General features: G+C 36.1%; 12 protein-coding genes. 1 reads left to right on the top strand and 11 read right to left on the bottom strand.

Going from position 1 to position 16,517, the window contains the following annotated elements:
- Positions 1-2: 2 nt before the first annotated feature.
- From Q7J63_RS17180 to Q7J63_RS17140, 9 genes are all read right to left on the bottom strand, one after another.
- Positions 3-3,107 (bottom strand): PAS domain S-box protein, encoded by a 3,105-nt coding sequence (locus Q7J63_RS17180; RefSeq protein ID WP_304887907.1) that lies wholly within the window; start codon positions 3,105-3,107, stop codon positions 3-5.
- Between the two features lie 125 nt (positions 3,108-3,232).
- Complete coding sequence (locus tag Q7J63_RS17175; RefSeq protein ID WP_304887905.1) at positions 3,233-4,279, bottom strand: serine hydrolase; 1,047 nt, start codon at positions 4,277-4,279, stop codon at positions 3,233-3,235.
- Positions 4,280-4,716: 437 nt separating this feature from the next.
- The gene (locus Q7J63_RS17170) at positions 4,717-5,253 is read right to left on the bottom strand and encodes a MepB family protein (RefSeq protein WP_304887903.1); all 537 of its coding nucleotides are present in this window, start codon (positions 5,251-5,253) and stop codon (positions 4,717-4,719) included.
- 348 nt (positions 5,254-5,601) lie between these two features.
- Positions 5,602-6,087, bottom strand: coding sequence for a CIA30 family protein (locus Q7J63_RS17165; protein WP_019597854.1), 486 nt, complete (start codon positions 6,085-6,087; stop codon positions 5,602-5,604).
- A 606-nt stretch (positions 6,088-6,693) separates the two neighbouring features.
- Positions 6,694-7,311: a hypothetical protein gene (locus Q7J63_RS17160; protein WP_304887901.1), complete on the bottom strand. Its 618-nt coding sequence runs from the start codon at positions 7,309-7,311 to the stop codon at positions 6,694-6,696.
- A 215-nt stretch (positions 7,312-7,526) separates the two neighbouring features.
- Positions 7,527-8,921, bottom strand: a complete 1,395-nt coding sequence (locus Q7J63_RS17155) for a DUF1593 domain-containing protein (RefSeq protein WP_304887899.1) — start codon at positions 8,919-8,921, stop codon at positions 7,527-7,529.
- The gene (locus tag Q7J63_RS17150; protein ID WP_304887897.1) at positions 8,918-9,103 is read right to left on the bottom strand and encodes a hypothetical protein; all 186 of its coding nucleotides are present in this window, start codon (positions 9,101-9,103) and stop codon (positions 8,918-8,920) included. Before Q7J63_RS17150 ends, Q7J63_RS17155 begins: the two co-directional genes overlap by 4 nt.
- A gap of 345 nt (positions 9,104-9,448) precedes the next feature.
- A complete protein-coding gene (locus Q7J63_RS17145; RefSeq protein ID WP_304887895.1) occupies positions 9,449-9,859 on the bottom strand; it encodes a hypothetical protein in 411 nt (136 codons plus the stop codon).
- 361 nt (positions 9,860-10,220) lie between these two features.
- On the bottom strand, positions 10,221-10,898 hold the full coding sequence (locus tag Q7J63_RS17140) for a hypothetical protein (protein ID WP_304887893.1): 678 nt from the start codon (positions 10,896-10,898) through the stop codon (positions 10,221-10,223).
- A gap of 383 nt (positions 10,899-11,281) precedes the next feature.
- Here Q7J63_RS17140 and Q7J63_RS17135 point away from each other — a divergent pair, with 383 nt between their 5' ends.
- On the top strand, positions 11,282-11,458 hold the full coding sequence (locus Q7J63_RS17135; RefSeq protein ID WP_304887890.1) for a hypothetical protein: 177 nt from the start codon (positions 11,282-11,284) through the stop codon (positions 11,456-11,458).
- A gap of 391 nt (positions 11,459-11,849) precedes the next feature.
- On the opposite strand, the gene Q7J63_RS17130 is transcribed toward Q7J63_RS17135, so the two are convergent.
- Together Q7J63_RS17130 and Q7J63_RS17125 are read right to left on the bottom strand one after the other, a co-directional pair.
- Complete coding sequence (locus tag Q7J63_RS17130; RefSeq protein ID WP_304887889.1) at positions 11,850-14,462, bottom strand: AAA-like domain-containing protein; 2,613 nt, start codon at positions 14,460-14,462, stop codon at positions 11,850-11,852.
- Positions 14,463-14,468: 6 nt separating this feature from the next.
- A complete protein-coding gene (locus tag Q7J63_RS17125; RefSeq protein ID WP_304887887.1) occupies positions 14,469-16,106 on the bottom strand; it encodes a hypothetical protein in 1,638 nt (545 codons plus the stop codon).
- Between the last annotated feature and the right edge of the window lie 411 nt (positions 16,107-16,517).

The raw sequence follows: 16,517 nt of genomic DNA, 5'->3' as shown, positions 1-16,517 counted from the left end.
AGCTAAAGTTTTGGTATTGTAAATTTGAATATAGTTCCTTTTGATTCATTTGGTTCAAACGATATTTTCCCCCCGTAAGCGGAAACTATTTTTTTACAACTTGCCAGACCTATACCTGTGCCGCTATACTCGGAGTCAGTGTGTAAGCGTTTAAAAATTTCAAATACTTTATCCTGATGTTCCGGATTGATGCCAATGCCATTGTCAGTGATACTAAATGCCCAGGATTTTTCATCTTCAGTAGCATGAATAGTTATTTCAGGCACATTGTCCTCCGGTTGATATTTAATTCCATTGTCAACTAAGTTGGTGAACAGTTGGACAAATGAACTGGTGTCTCCTTTAATCGTTGGTAATTTGGACTTAGAGAGGATCGATTTTTTGAATTTATCATCATTGTGGTAATTGGCAAATATCATATCTAAAAGTTCATCCAGATTCACCTGCTCTTTCCCCACATCCCCAGTCTTAGAAAAGTCAAGAATATCAGTTATCAAGTTCTTCATTCTTCCAGCGTTATTGTACGCATTGTCAATATAACTGTTTGCTTTCTCATCCAGCTGTTTGCTATATCTTTTTTGCAGAATAGAAAGGTAGGTAGTAATACCTCTTAAGGGTTCTTTTAAGTCATGCGCAGCAACATATGCGAACTGTTCCAATTCTTCATTTTTTTGTTCCAGCTGCCCCTGTATGGATTTGATGTGGCTGATGTCCGTTGCGGCAAATAGATACCCGTTGATTTTGTTATCCAATACTATTTCAGTTACTGACAATAAAATCAAAAGCACTTTGCCATTTTTCTTTTTAAATGTCCATTCACGAGTCCTTTGTTTTTTATCATTGGCTAGGGCATGAACCAAATCCAGTTTTTCGCCTTCTTCGGGCAGGCCAATGAGGATTTCTTTTGCGAATTCCTTCCATTCATTTTCTAAAAAAAGAAGATGCTGAATACTTTTGCCTTTGACTTCTTCATTTTTATACCCTAAGATTTTCCTGACTCCGGTATTCGTATTTATTATTTTTCCATCAGTGGTAGTTGATACAAATGCCACTTCGGTAGTGGCATCCATAAGCGCTTCATTCTCTGCCAAAAGTTTCTTTAATTGTATTTCTGTATGCTTTAGTTTTGATATATCAATAATCTGTGAAATAAAGTAAAGTACTTTTCCATCTCCGTCTTTTACCATGGAAACTGCCAAAAGGATGTAAACGATTTGACCATCCTTATGGTAATATCTTTTCTCCATTTGGTAATGATTCCGCTCACCTCTAACCAATTCCCCTAACAATGCCAGATCTGCGTCAAGATCGTCCGGGTGGGTAATGTCCTGAAATGTAAGTTGTTTTAATTCCTCCTCTGTATATCCCACCGTCTCACAGAGTTTGGTGTTGACTTCCAGCCATTTTCCATTTTTATCCAATAAAGCCATGCCCACAGCTGCATTCTCAAAATTCCCTCTGAAGGCCTCTTCACTAATTCTTAGGGATTCTTCTTTTTGCTTTCTCTCAGAAATATCCTGATGAGTGCCGTACATCATCAATGGTTTGTGATCTTCCGTCCACTCGAATACTTTTCCTCTATCATACACCCATACCCAATGGCCGTCCTTGTGCTTCATTCGTGCTTCAAAATCATAGAATTCTGATTTTTTCTCAAAGCATTCATTGAGCTTTCTGCCAGATTCCTCCAGGTCATCCGGGTGAGCCAACATCATCCACGTCTCTATACTGATTGGCGCCAGTTCTTCCAGCGTGTAGCCCGCAATCTCCGCCCAACGCTCATTAAACACCGTTTCTCCTGTTTGTACATTCCACTCCCAGGTGCCTACATTGGTGCCGTCTATTACAGATTTATGTTTCCGCCTGGCGTCAACTATTTCTTGCACCGGTCGTCCTTCTGGGACTACATAAATAACCTTTCCCTGATCATCAAAAATGGGTTTCAGGCTAAATAAAATGGTGATTGGTGTTTGGTTAGCAACCCAAACGACAACTTCATATGCAGCCACCTCTCCGGAAAGAGCTTTCTGAAAATTCTTTTTAAGCTCCTCTTGGGTTTGCGCTGATATTTGCCACCAGTAGCAATCCCAAAAATATTTGCCAATCACATCTTCATGCTTTAAAGCTGCCATATTCAAGGCAGTATCATTGGCTTCCAATAGGATGCCTTCTCTATTTAAAAAGCCGATAAAAGAAAAAGTTGAATTGAAAATCCCCTTGAACTTAAGTTCGTTCTCCTTGATTTTTGTGATGTCCTGAAAACTGCCAATAAGTTTGTTTTCTATTTTTCTACCCGTACTTCTCACCCATTTGTGATTGCCTTTGGCTGTGATCAGAATACATTCCACATCAATGGGCTCGTCATTTTTTATGGCCCTTTCAAGCGCATTGGCAATGAGGTGTCTGTAGTCAGGATGGTAAAATTCGATTGCATTTGCCCTGTAGTGATCATAATCTAAAGCAACCTCATGAATCTGATAGACGACCCTACTCCAAAATGTTTTTCCAGTGATCAAATCCAACTCCCAAGTCCCGATTTGATTTGCCTCTTCAGTAATTGTAAATAAAAGGTTCTTCTTTATTAATTCACTATTTAACGCTTTGATTTCCCTTTGAGATCTTCTCAATTCCAGAAGACTTGTGGTTTGCATTGCCAGTTTCTTCAACAAATCAATTTGTGTATCACTCAACTGCTTGGGAGAATCATCAATGACACAAAGAGTGCCCAGAGGAAAACCATTTAAACTTATCAAAGGAATGCCCGCATAAAAGAGGATATGAGGATCGCCTATAGTAAAGGGATTATCCGAAAAACGCTCATCTTCCCTTGCGTCATTTACGACCAAGGCTTGATCAGGAGTGTTAATGGCATGGGCACAGAAAGAATAATCTTTTGAAGTTTCCCTCATCTTCATTCCATGGTGAGAAAGAAACCATTGTTTGTCTTCCGTCACCAAACTAATCAAGGAAGAATTGGTGCCGCAGATTTGTGCGGCCAAGGAGGTGATAAAATCATATTCCTTATTTTCATCCACCCCGATTATTTGGTAAGCGTTTAGCTCCTTGAGCCTGTCTTGTTCATTGAAGGGTATGTTCGGTTTTTTCATTTCTAAAATGTTTGCTAACAGTTTGCCGCCATATGCAGACCGGATTTTTAGCCCTTACCTGTCCTATGAAGAACGAAACCTCCGATTTTATACTTGCGTATTGGTGATTTCACCAGGAATGCTGCTCATTTCTTCGTTACTATTTGAGTTAATTTTATCATCGTCCTAAATGAGATGTCGGGATGTGCAACTTGATTTACTGTCCCAACTACAAATATATTTTTTTTTGGGCTGTAATAAGCCAATGCACCCGAAAGTCCTGAATGCCCGATGAAATAGGGCACACCGCCTGTCGGGTTAAAAATCCAAGGAAGTTTAAATAAGTGAATGCCTATCCCCGATTTCATTGGGAAAAATATTTTATTCCATTCTTGCAAGTCGTTGATGTATTCTTTAGGAAATAATTTACCTGAAAAAAAGGCGACTATAAATGTAAGCATATCGGTTGATGTAGAAACCATTCCACCATCAGAACCAAATGAGGTCATCGCTTTTGGAATGTCCAGTGCTTTCGCTTTATGATAAAGCGTTTTTGGAGTCTTGTCGGTTGTGTCTTTATACAAGTAGGTTTTAGATAGGTTTATAGGTTTGATTATCAGTTGATCGCAGTTGTCCGAATAGGATTTGTCTGTAACGACGGCAATGATTTTGCCGAGCAACTGAAAATGAGTATCGGCATAATTTGCTTTGTTTTTTGTTCCCGGAAGAAAAAGTGGTTTCAATGCTTTTGTTCTTTCAATAGCTTGTTCAAAAGTCCAAAATTCGTCGTTCCCATTTTTAATGTCATCTTCCAAACTATTCCCGTTTGCTCCCTTTCCTTGAAAATAATCGGCAAGTCCGGATGTATGCGCCAATAGATGTTTGATCGTTATCTCCTCAGAATAGTCCTTCCCATTGTAAATGTGTAACCCTTTCATCACGGATTTGTCCAAGTATTTACTGATTTGGTCGTCAAGGGTTAATTTACCTTTTGACTTCAAGTGTAGAATAATGGCAGTCGTAAAGAGTTTTGTCGTGCTGGCAATGAAGTAGGGTTGTTCAATTGAGATATTGCCCGAAGCTCCAAACCAAGTAAAACCTTCTTTCTTTATCGCGAACGAAGTCCCGAATATTTTCTTTCCGTCAACGGTTTTGTCTAGAACCGCCTGCAAGGAATTTTCTTTTTCAGTCATATTTGTCTCGGTACTGATCTGTCCGAATGTGGCTTGTATAATTGTCAGGCAAATTGAGACAGTTGGTTTTTTTACCCTTGTCTTTTACGCTTCCGACTATCGTAAAGTGTTTTTAACCGCAATTCCGGCAAAAAAATAACTATTTTATTCGACAATCCAAAATTGAGATTAAAACTTAGTTGGACGGAGCTTCTTGGATGATGGGGATTTATTTGCCGTATTTTTTGGCGAAGATTATAGTCGAAGGCTAGGGGTTATTTTTTTTGGAAAGGTTGTCTTGCTATCGGATCCTGGTTGATTCTGTGTACGCATTCCTTTCCCTAGCGTGCCTTGGTTTGTGCAATTTTGGTTTACCACAAGTGTGCCGGCGGAGTACTGAACGACCACTTTTGCCGAACGGTGTCATTGGTTCGGTGTTTTCTTCGTGAGTCAATTTGTTATGATTTTGTAAGTAATTCCTTTACAAAATTGAGATCGGTTGTGTCATCCTTTTTTATTGTCAAAAAATATTTTGTCTGCCAATTTTGAGTTCTCTCTGCTTGTTTATTTGTCGCAATGTCCCAAGGTGGATAAACCCGAATGCCACGTTTTCCCCCTTGGCCGTTTCTGGTTATTATTCCATTGTCTGCCAAAACAGATTTTGGGAAAATAAATTGTCCAAAGTTGTCACCACTTTTTGAAGTAATTATAATAAAATCTAAGTCGTCAGAAATGTCAAACGGTTCTGTTATTCCATCTTTGTTTCTTTTCCATAATGTGACAAACTGCCCCATTTTTGTCGGTGTTATCCTAGAGTCACGATATTGAACTTTATTTCCGTTTAGTCCGAATGAACAAGCTCCATATTCTAAACTTTCGGAATTCAACTTTGGGTCTGTCAAGTCAAAACCACACTTCTCATAAACCAATTCTATTGCGACTTTTAGGCCGCTATGAAATGAATTTATTGTTGTCAATGTGCTTTCTGTTGTCATGGTTTAAGTCGGTATTGTATTTCGGTGTCTTTTTTTAAGCTGTCCGATAGCGTGATTCAGCTTTGAGACGACGGCATTCGGAACCGTTCTCCTTCATCTTACTCTTAACTTCTTAAAGATAGTGAATAAACCGACTCCGTTTCTGTGTATGGTCCCGGTTGACCGGGAGAGAATGTCCGAGCGGAAACCTATAAACCTGATCAGATTGGGCGTGGATCAAGTCCATGCTTAAGAATAGGCCCTTCGTTCAAAAACACCTACAATCCAGAGAAAGGGGCAGAGCTAAAGAATACTTTTGTTGCAAATTTTTAGTGTGGGGCGGCAAATAGTCGATGTTAATTTTTTAATTTATTCCAATCCTATCCAATCAATCAACAATTCGAAGTCTTCTTCTTGCTTGTTGGCAATCAAAAAACTCAATTGTTTGATGCTTTTAAAATTGAAATGAGGGCTGTTCAATTGGCGTCCTCGAAACTGGGGGTAAAATTCACTGATTGCTAACTTGATGGTTTCCCATTCTCCTGAAGTGGCAAATTTGTGCACGTAAGACTCAGACTGCGAAATATCGCCCTTTAATCGAAATTCATAATGCTTGCCATCTCCTTTTACGCGCAAAATAATATACTTATTTTCCGCCGCCAGTGCTATCATTGTGTTCAATTGTATCGAGGCAAATCCTCCGTTGTTCGCCAATGAAACCTGACCTGAAAACTGTCCCTGTCCTGCATCGGTAAGGACCAATGAACTTTTGGATACACCACCCATCACACCATCGTTGACAATACGCCATTCATTGATGTTCGTTTGGGTTGAGAAAGTATAAATCTTTTCCATGTTTGATTTAGTGGATAAGCTGAGTAGGAGTGAAATGAAGACGTATTTGATCATTGTGATTTTTTAACCGTGAAATGATTACGATGAGGCTATTTATAAAGTCGGTCATATTTACCAGTTATATCAATTTTCTAACATCATTTCCTTCGTTACTGTTTTTCCCCATTCTCTTTCCTGCGTCTTTTTTTAAGCTGTCGGGAAACGTGATTGAGCTTGGAGACGACTGCATTCGGATCCATATCCTTCCATCTTACTCTTAACTTTTTAAAGACAGTGAATATTCTATTTTCACTAAACCCCCGCTGTATCCAAAGTGATGTTGGCAAAAGTTGTTGTTTTATTTTTTTAACCCGAGCGGAAACGCAAAAACCTGATCAGATTGGGAGTGGATCAAGACCATGCCTACGCATGGAAGGGCTGAGTGTTAAAAAATGACCTGTTTAGGTCATTTTAGCGAGGGGCCAGGATGCAGGGGAGGTGGAAGAGGAGGATGGGAAGTCGCTCAGAGCCCGATTCTGATTTCTACAATAAATTGTCACGCCGGAGAAGAAAGGGCTATGAATCACTTGCTAATTAAGACAGTACCTCGACTAGCGCCTGTTATTCTTATGTTGTGGGAGTGAATCTTTTATACAAGGATTCAATTTCTGCTGTTATCCAGCCGTTCATCGTGTATAATTTTCTGACTACAGTTACTTTGATAGTCTCATCTTCCAATATTTCAATTGATTTAAGCTCAATTAGTGTATTTTTACCATCATCTGTAATATTTTTTCTAAATGTAGCTGAAGATAAATCATCTTTAAATTCACCAATAAGTGTATTGCCGTATAGATCATAATAAAAGTTATAGAAGCGTGTGTTATACACTGTTATAATTTCATTGGTTTTCAATCTTTGTTCATTCTCTGTAGGCCAAAATTCTAAGAAAACAAATTCCTTCTCGGTGAAAAAACGTTCATCTTTATAAGGTATCCTAATTTCAATGGTTGAAAATAAAATCATCGAATTTTCATCAAGAAGATTGGTTGATTCAATTCCATCATTATTTAAGTCTACAGCTGCCTTTGATATAGAGGATAGTATTTCGTATTTCCCATTGAACTTTTCATTGAGCAGTGGTCTGATATTATTATCCAATTCGTTATTCTCGCAACTAAAGAAAATGAATAAAAGAGCAATTAAAGGAAGTAATATCTTCTTGTCTTTAAGTTTTTTTTTCATATAAAATTTGGTCTCAGTTTATTTCTAATTATTTTTTTGTTAATGTATCCCGCCTTAATAGGCGCTAACGGTTAGTATATGAAAAGTAGTCGATTTCGAAGGATGAAACCTTCGGTTAATCACAAAGTTTGATACGAGTCAAAATCCTTGAATTTACTGCTATTTCACCTATTTTTTATATACATTTTTGGCGGAAGTGTTAATTTTAAATGGTTTCATTTAGTTGGTTCAACAATTATTCTTCTATAACTGGTTAATTTGGGTGTTCCGTTATCTGTAACCTCGCAAACTACATGAAAATTTTTCCCAGCAGAATTTGCTGGTATCTCTATGGTAACCTTATTTGAATTACTGTTTAATAGGTTGACAGTGCCATTATAGGTACCTGCTTCGGGTTGGGTCCACCATTTATAATTTAAAGTATCTCCATCAGGGTCAGACGAAGCTGATGCATCAAGTACAATTTTGGTTCCCTGAGGAGTGTTTTTTGTAATAATATCTAGACTGAAGTCCCCATCAATTGCAACAATTGGATTTCTATTGCCTTTGCCTTCTTTTGCCCAATCCATTCTTGCAGCAAAATTATTAAATATAGCCGGGTAAAAGTAGTCCATATACTCCCTGCAAGTATTGTATTCATTTCTTTGATAATTGACGTATGAGCCAATGTTATCTTCTCCCAAACCCCATTTAGAAAATCCACCCCAACTCGATTGAGTCGGATTATCAGGATTGTTGAGGCCGTTTGGTAGAACATGTAAAAATGCTGGTGTATCACCTTCCACGCCATACTTGTATTTTGGATATTGACTTCCCAGATTTCCATGATTTTGAATATTTTTTTCATATTCTGACCATTTGTTTTTACCAGTGCCATTCTGATATTTCCATGCACATTCATCCCATATGAATAGAAGGTCCTCTGAAAAATCACGACGCATCCACGCATGTGAACTGATTTCAAAACTTGATTTTTGAGGCCTATCCTGGTCGGTTATGGCATACACCCGAAGTTTATTCAAAAAAGTTTTTAATTCTGATTTGCTTCGAGTTTGCTGTACCTGCCAAATAGATTGAGCGAGAGTATTGCCACCTCCCCAAAATGTCACCCAGATTGGACGATTACCATCTTCGTCAGCCAATTGGATAATAAGATTACTACCATCTGAATCATTGTCAACTCCAATTTTATCCATTCCCATTAGCATGCTACCGAACATTGTCCGCTCTCTTAAATAGTTGGCACTTGGCCAGTATCCAATCTTTTGTTTTTCCTCATCTTGTGCAAAACCAGTTTGGTTGGAGCGTTTAAGCAGATTGGGCAAATCCTTTTGATAGGCATCTATAACGCCTGTTGCAATATCTTTAAAATGTTTTACTTTATTAACATCATCCATACTCCAGCCAGTCGTAATGATAATTCCCTCAATTTCATACATGTCTGCATGAACCAAGAGTCTAATGAGTGATTCATGGTCGTCTGGCTCCCAAGTCGATATGTCTGATAATACCACCAGACGCGGCTTCAAAGATGAAGGTAAAGAGGTTTTTGAAGGTTTTTGTGCAAATAAAGAGCTTGAGATTAGAAATAAGCAAATGAATATTCTCATGATTTATTTTTTGGAAGATTTTTTACATAACCGCCAACGTTTTCGGGCTTTGCGTTCTGGCGGGTTTTGGAGCACAAAGTTTCATTAGAGACAAAGCTTGAATTTAGCACTTCACTGTCATAGAAGCATGAAACCCCCGCTTTTGCAAAACGGCTGTTAGCGGGTCGTTGTTTTTCTTGCATTTTTGAGTTCATATGTTGAAAGTATGAGTATTACTAAAATTTCCGCTATAAAGTAAGTATGTCCATATAGTGTTAAAGTGTCTAAATTTTGAAGTAAATGGTAAAATGTAAATAGACAGTAGCAGATGTTAAGTGTAGCAATAATTTTTAAGTAATACTGCCAATTTATTGGTTTTATAAAATATGTTGTCGTTGAATAAACAAAAAAGGCTGTCGCAATACCAAGAAAGATTTTAATAACGCTTTTGGGCATACCAAAAAAATCGTCAAAAGAGTACAAAAAGGATAGTAAAATAATTGAAACGAAGGCTCCAACTGTATCTAATAGAAATATATTTTGTCCACTTATTTTCTCCATTTTCTTATTCCTCCAATCAAAAATAAAAGTCCAATTAAAACTGAAATTAACGAATATGATGTTTCTAATATTTGGTTCGTTTGTTGCATTTCCATATCAAAAATGAGTTCTCCAATTCCACGCAATAAATAAATTCCCGCTATAAGAAAAATAACAGGCTTTAAAAAGGGTAATTTTCGGATTTTACCATCTGCGGAAAGTCCATACATACCAAATATAAAAAAGAAAATAGCCACAACAACCGTAATAAAATACGGATACATAGGATGAATGTTTTGTGCAGCAAGAGCCATTCCATCTGCTATTCCTGTTACTTCAAACATTTTGTCTGCCCAAAATATTCCGACAATATGTAATATTGCGATTAGGATATTCAGGTATCCACCAAGTCTAAGCATAATGTTTTACTTGTCCGAATGAAATCCAATAGTATTGCCTTCCGTATCCATCACAATAGGGCAAAAACCGTGTTCTCCAATTGGAAATTTCGCTTGTTATATTTTGTTTTATGATCATTTTCTGTTTAGTCGTTTTACAATCCCCGCTGACGGTTTCGGGCTTGGCGTTCGGGCGGATTTTTAGCACGAAAGTTCAATAGAATTACTGCTGTTTAACCTTGCACAAATGTTCCATAGAAGCACGTCAGTCGCTATATTGCTAAACCGATGTTATAGGTAGTTTTGTCTACCGTTTTAATGGCGTTTATTTTTTGTTATAGGCTTTCTCATTTCAAAGCCTTTCAATTATTTATTTTTCTAACTATTCTTTATAAAGTGCCTTATATAAATTATCCATTTGATCTTCTGAGAATTCAAAGTTCCGATTTTCCAAGTATTCGTCAAATTTTTCTTGATCGCCTTTATATGTTTTGGTCGCCTGCTCCATGGCCTTATCAAAATCGCCCATGCTCGTGTCAGTCGCTTCAGCTTTTTCTCGTCTCTTTTCAGCAGCAGCAGCACTTTTTTCTTTACCACGAGCATCTCCTCTCATTCTACTTGAAGAAAACATTGTAGGGTCATCATGGGCCTTTGCAGTATCTCGTTTGGCTTTATTAATCACCATTGCGTTTCTCCCTTGATGATCAGTTCCACTACTTCCAGTTCCTTTTTTAGAATGCGGCTTTGCCTTGGGTAGATTGTCAACTAAGTCAGCACTTTTACCCATTGCTTTTACTAATTCCTCATTTGCTTGAGTTGAACCTCCACTCATTTGAATCGGTGCCGACTGAGCGCTATCGTTAATCATTTCCTTACAAGCTTTCAACTGTATGGCTTGCGGACTATTATTTGCCATCTCTTGCAGTTTTCTTTGCACAACAGCCTCAGGTCGATTGTCTTCAAACTGAAAAGTAGATTCACCACTATTCCGCTTTTGAGAAACAGCATTCGCAACCGATTGACTTTTATTTTCTTGTGTTTTGTCAGCGTGTGTATTCATAATTTTCTATTTTCAGTTTTGGTTAATTACCGCTAACGTTTTGTGTTTATGACGGCTGCGGCTTTCGAAGCGTGTTTTTGTCCCACGAGGCCGAAACGAATTTAAGAAAACTAAACTTCATAGCAACACTTCACCCGCAGCTGGCATAAATACGGTGTGTGTGCCTTGAATGGTGAATATAGTTCATTTAAATGAACGTTCCAACGGGTGAAATGCCTGTGCCGATTTTTCGGCATCCCTTACGTGCGGGGCTAAAACGACTTCGATACTGTATCTGGTCCCGGTCGACCGGGAGAAGAAACCTGAGCGTAAACGCAAAAACCTGATCAGATTGGGAGTGGATCAAGACCCTGCTTATGCATGGAAGGACTGAGCGTTAAAAAATGACCTATTTAGGTCAATTTAGCGAGGGACCAGGATGCAGGGAAGGTGGAAAAGGAGGATGGGCAGTCGCTCAAAACCCGATTCTGATTACTACAATAACTTTGTCACGCGGGAGAAGAAAGGGCTATGAATCCATGCTTTCCTATTCCCTCAAGACGCAACCTACAATCCAGTGAACTGGGATCGAGCGTTAGGAAATGATCCCATTGGATCATTTTAGCAAGAGGCCGGAATGCAGGGGAGATACGAGACCCGTAAGCCGATGGCTATCGGCAGTGGTGTGAGAGGCGCACCTCGTCAAAGAGATCTGGCGGGGCCGTCTACTCAATTATAGGCTGGCGTTCTTGTCTGTCGTGGGTTACAACCATTTTTATGTCGTCTGTTTGTCTCATTTGTCGAGTGCTTTTTTGTCTGGCTTGTGAGACGGGTGTTTTTATTTTTTTTTGAAGCGTTGGAAAAAATATTTTGAAATTCTTTCTTGGGTCGGTGAGGTGGAAGCTCTTTTGCAATTTTTGGTTTGTGGGTTGGCTTGTGCGAATTGCAAATGTGCTTACACCTGTGGTGTGGCTAATCTAAAACCATACATTCACCTTTTGAGAGATCGCTTTCAACTTTTTTAAACTTCGTTTCCAAAATAGTTCCATCCTTATATCTAACTTTTAGAATTTGATTTCTACCATAGACTTTGGCACTTTTTACTGGTAAAATATTTTTTTCTTTTGTACGTAATTTTGATTCTGCATTTTGAATAATGATATCCATTCCTGTCTCTCCCAATAGATTGCTCTTTTGATTTTTAACCTTTTCATTATTGGCAAGTTCAATTATTTGTTCTGCTTTTATTTTAGAATTTATTTTATCATTAAGTGCTGCATAGATGTTTAGTTGCAAATGATAGACAATTAAATAATTTATCAAATTCTGGTCTGGTGCAGATTCTTTTTGTAAAACTATAAATTCTGCATATTTAAGTGCTTCGTCTAATTTCCCTTTTTCTGTTAATGAAAATATTAAATTAATAAATATTTCCATATCAAAATAGTCTATTGGCGTAATCCTATTTTTCTTAAAAATATTTATATACTCAATATCAAAACCTTTGGTTTCATTTCTACCTGAACCATAGGCTAGTAACTTTAATGTGTTATATTGAGTTACATCATCAAATATTAAGCTTTCAGTTTTTATAGAATTATAGATGTAGTTTAGAATTTTCAAGCCATTATCCCAAGAACCTTCTGTGTTTATTGAAAATATTGCTAAATCATAAAGTTGCTTTGATAAGTTATTTTCATCTAACAATGAAAATTTTGGTATTAGTTTTTCAAATAATATATCTCTGTAATTAATAAACGATAATAAGGCAATCTGTTTGAATTCATCTAGGCTAAATACGATTTGACTTTCATTTTCTATGTTAGTTGGAACCGTGCTACCATCACATATATTTTCAACTAGATTGCTTAATAGTTCGAAATTTTCATTTTCATTTTTATTTAATTTAATATATGCCAATGTAAATTTTGGCCTTGAATTATTATTACTTAGTTTAATAGCTTCAAAATAATTAGCCAATGCTTGGTCGTGATGATTATCTACTCGATCAATTTCCGCCAAATTGTAATATGCAATTGATTTTAGACGTGAAACGAATTCTTGTGATTGTTTTTCCTTATGGAACGCAGTTTCATTTATTATTTCTTTGAATATTCTTATTGCATCTTCCTTATGATTAGTTTTATCTGACTTTAAAGAAACAGTACCATAATTCAATAGTGCTAAAGCATAAACGCTAGATTTTTTCCCATTGCTTATTACATTCTTGAAACTTTCAAGACTCTCTTCAATTCTGTTTAGATAATAGTATATAACCCCTTTACGATAATGAAGTTCGAAATAATATTTTGGTTCATCATCTTGATCAAAGATTACTCTTTCAAAAAACTCAATAGATTTATTGTATTGAGTTAAAGCATATGCAGAATAGCCAATTGCGTAAAGATAATGTGATTTAGATGAGTTTTCAGGGAAATCATTATGTTCTAGGTATCTTTCAAATGTTAATAATGCATCATTATATCTTTGATTCCCATAATCTTCCATTGCCAAATCAATCAATCCTTTATCTGCTTCTTCTAATGATCTTATCCATTCATAACTTAGACTTTTTCTAATAACTTCGTTTTTAATATGAATATCGTCTTCGTCATAATTTATTATTCCAGCTAGGTATAGTTTACTCTTTATTTTATCAGATACCAATTTGCCCTTTTTGTATTCAATCTCTACTATGGAATTGCGTATTTCTCTGTCGTTGGTTACAATTTCTCTAATATTATCAATAGGTGCTTTGTCAAATGAAGTCAAATATAAATCTTGAACTATTTTATCGATAAGTTGGGCGTTGCATTCCCTACTTTTTAATTTATTTTCAACTTCAGAACAAACATCCCAAGAAATCCTTGGATTACCATTTGTCCAATAGAAAATTCTATCAGCTGATTCTTGATTAATAAGTAAGTTTGCTGTTTTGATAAACTCATCAAATTCCTCTCTCGAAAAATCATTTAGATATATCTTTTGTCCAATATTAAAAGGCGACACTTTGGGATCTTTAATAATTTCACTAGGCTCTACAACGCCAGATAACAAATAAGTCAAATTATAAAATTCTTTATAATTTACTCTTGCTCCAAAATAAGTGCTTCTAATTTGTGAAAATATTTGGTCTGAATAGTCTGTTTTTGTTAATGCATCTATTTCATCCAAAATAATAACCATTTTACCACCTTTCAATGTTTGAAGGAGGAAACGCAGTTCATTGGTATGCTGTTTATGGGGCGGAGTGTCTTTTAACTCAGTTCGTCTATCAAAAATAACTTTAGCTACTTCACTAAACTTTTCAGGGTATGCTTCTATTGCGTTATCAATAATGTTTTCAAAGCAACTTTTTGCTGTTGGAAAAGTATTGGATAAATCTATGTAAATAAATGCATCACCAGAAGTTTCGAATTTACGTTTAGCATTAAGCAATAAATTTGTTTTTCCCATTTGTCTTGACACCAGAACATATCCAGGCCTACCCATATCAGAAATAATATTTCTTACTTGTTTATCCGCATCTCTTTGAACATAAAGTCCTTCGGGTATTATCGTATATGGTTTAAGTATTTTCTCCATTTCTTCTTAGCTTAATTCTCTTTCCGTTTCTTTTAGAATAATTCTTAAAGTTTTATCATCAACTTTATTCAAAGTGTAAATACTCCGGAAAAATTTCTTTATAAAACGAGGTGATCCTTTTGCACTTGCAATTAATTCTTTTTTCAATTCTGGTTTTAAAATCAATTTAAATTCCTTCAATATCAATTCTATTAAATTGATAATATCGTCTTCTTTCCAATATTCAAGTTGGATAAAACTTATTTGTTGATGAATCTTTTGTTGAACAATTGGGATGTTTTTGGAGGGGTTCTCAATTGAAGAGAGGACAAATTTAATTTTGCTCAATCCATTGATAAAGTTTTTTGAAATTATTATCGAGAATATTTTTTCAGCGAACTCCTTTTGTTCTTTTTCTGAATTTATTGGAATTTCTTCTATGAAAATTATTAATTCCTTGTTTTCGTAATTTTTATTTAAAAATGAAATTAATTCCCTACTGCATTCAGAAAAATTAGACGGCTGAAATTGCGAATGTACTCCTCCAACTTTTGATGAAATTTCATAAAGAATTTCTTTAAAAAAGCTTTCAACATCTTGTCCGATACAAGGCGCTAAATTGATTTGAATAAACTCCTTTTTTGTTTTTAGAATATTTCGGATAATTAAATTTGATTTTCCACACCCCGATGGCCCAAATACCCATATTCCATATTGATTTAGTACTTGATTAAAAGTAGTATCACTCTCTCTTTCTATATAGTAAGGTTCTTTAGTACCATCATAAAAATCAAAAAGGACTTCATTAATATTCTTGTTCTCAGAAAGTGATTCAGTTAATTTAGTTTTAAATGGTAAAACTTGCAACTCTTTAAAAACTGTTTCAGAACTAAATAGTATTGAGCATAAATTTAAAGCTGCAGTTATCGCAATTTCTTGATTTTGCCTTTTATTTTTACCTTTTTCTCCATCTGCAAAATCACAAATACCTTTAACTAAAATGCAATCAATTTTGCTACCACAAGCAGAATATACACCTGCTCCTTCCATTTCTCCACCCTTTGAATCAGGGTATTGTGCTACAAGACTATTTCTATGCTCCAAATTATCTACTAGCTCTTCGCCTGAAAGAAGTCTAGTAAAAATTAGTTCTGACTTTTTATCTTGTATAGTTGTATGCTCCCAATTCTTTATGTTTTTAAATCTATTAAGTAAAATTTGGCTTGATTGGGTTTCAATTCCTCTAGAAATATCTTTGTCCTTACTGACTCTTTTAATATTGTAAGGGATTACAGATTCAGCAACAAATACGTCTCCAATTTTTTGTTTTTTTTCGTCTACCCCAAATGCAATGCCGACCATTATAACAATTTTAGATTTCAGTTTACCTAGAGCTGTTGAGACTGTCATTATTGAACTTGCTCTTGAAATTGAGCCCATCGCACACTGCACGTGTGCAACTTTGTAAAGACCAAACATTCCAAAATAGTACGTTTGATTGCCTTCAAATACTTGAATTATATTAGAATAGCCGTCTATTGGTTTTAAATTGGTATGTGTAAACTCTGTCTCTAAATCAGTTGCAGTTACTAAAAGAATTAAGTCCTCCTTTAGTAAATGTTCTATTTTTTCACATTCTATTTCTATGTAGTCTTGTTTGCTCATCTAATTCACAAAGTTAATAAATGCGTTGGCAAAATTGGCTCTTTTGGTTTTGCCTTTGTATCGGCTTTTGCGTTTGGGGCAAAACCAAATGTGCCAATGTGCGTCTGGCAGAATTCCAAAAATATTTTGTGCGGTTGGAAAAAAAATAAAACACGAAGCGTTGGGCTGTCGTGTCGGAAAAAAGTCCGCTGTTAAGTTTATATGTTGTCCTGTCGTTTCGATAATTTCTGTCAGTTTAATGGTTGTTGTGTCGGTCTTTACGCCTGCCTATAACGTAAAGTGTTTTAAACGCAATTCAGGCAAAAAAATAACTATTTTATTCGATAATCCAAAATTGCGGTTAAAACATAGTTGGACGGAGCCTCCGGGATTATGGGCATTTATTTGCCTTGGTTTTGGACGAAGATGACG

The organism is Rhodonellum sp. (assembly GCF_030656585.1).
Taxonomy (GTDB): Bacteria; Bacteroidota; Bacteroidia; order Cytophagales; family Cyclobacteriaceae; genus Rhodonellum; species Rhodonellum psychrophilum.
The sequence above is the reverse complement of the archived record's forward strand: the minus strand, read 5'-3'. Positions and strand labels throughout refer to the sequence as shown.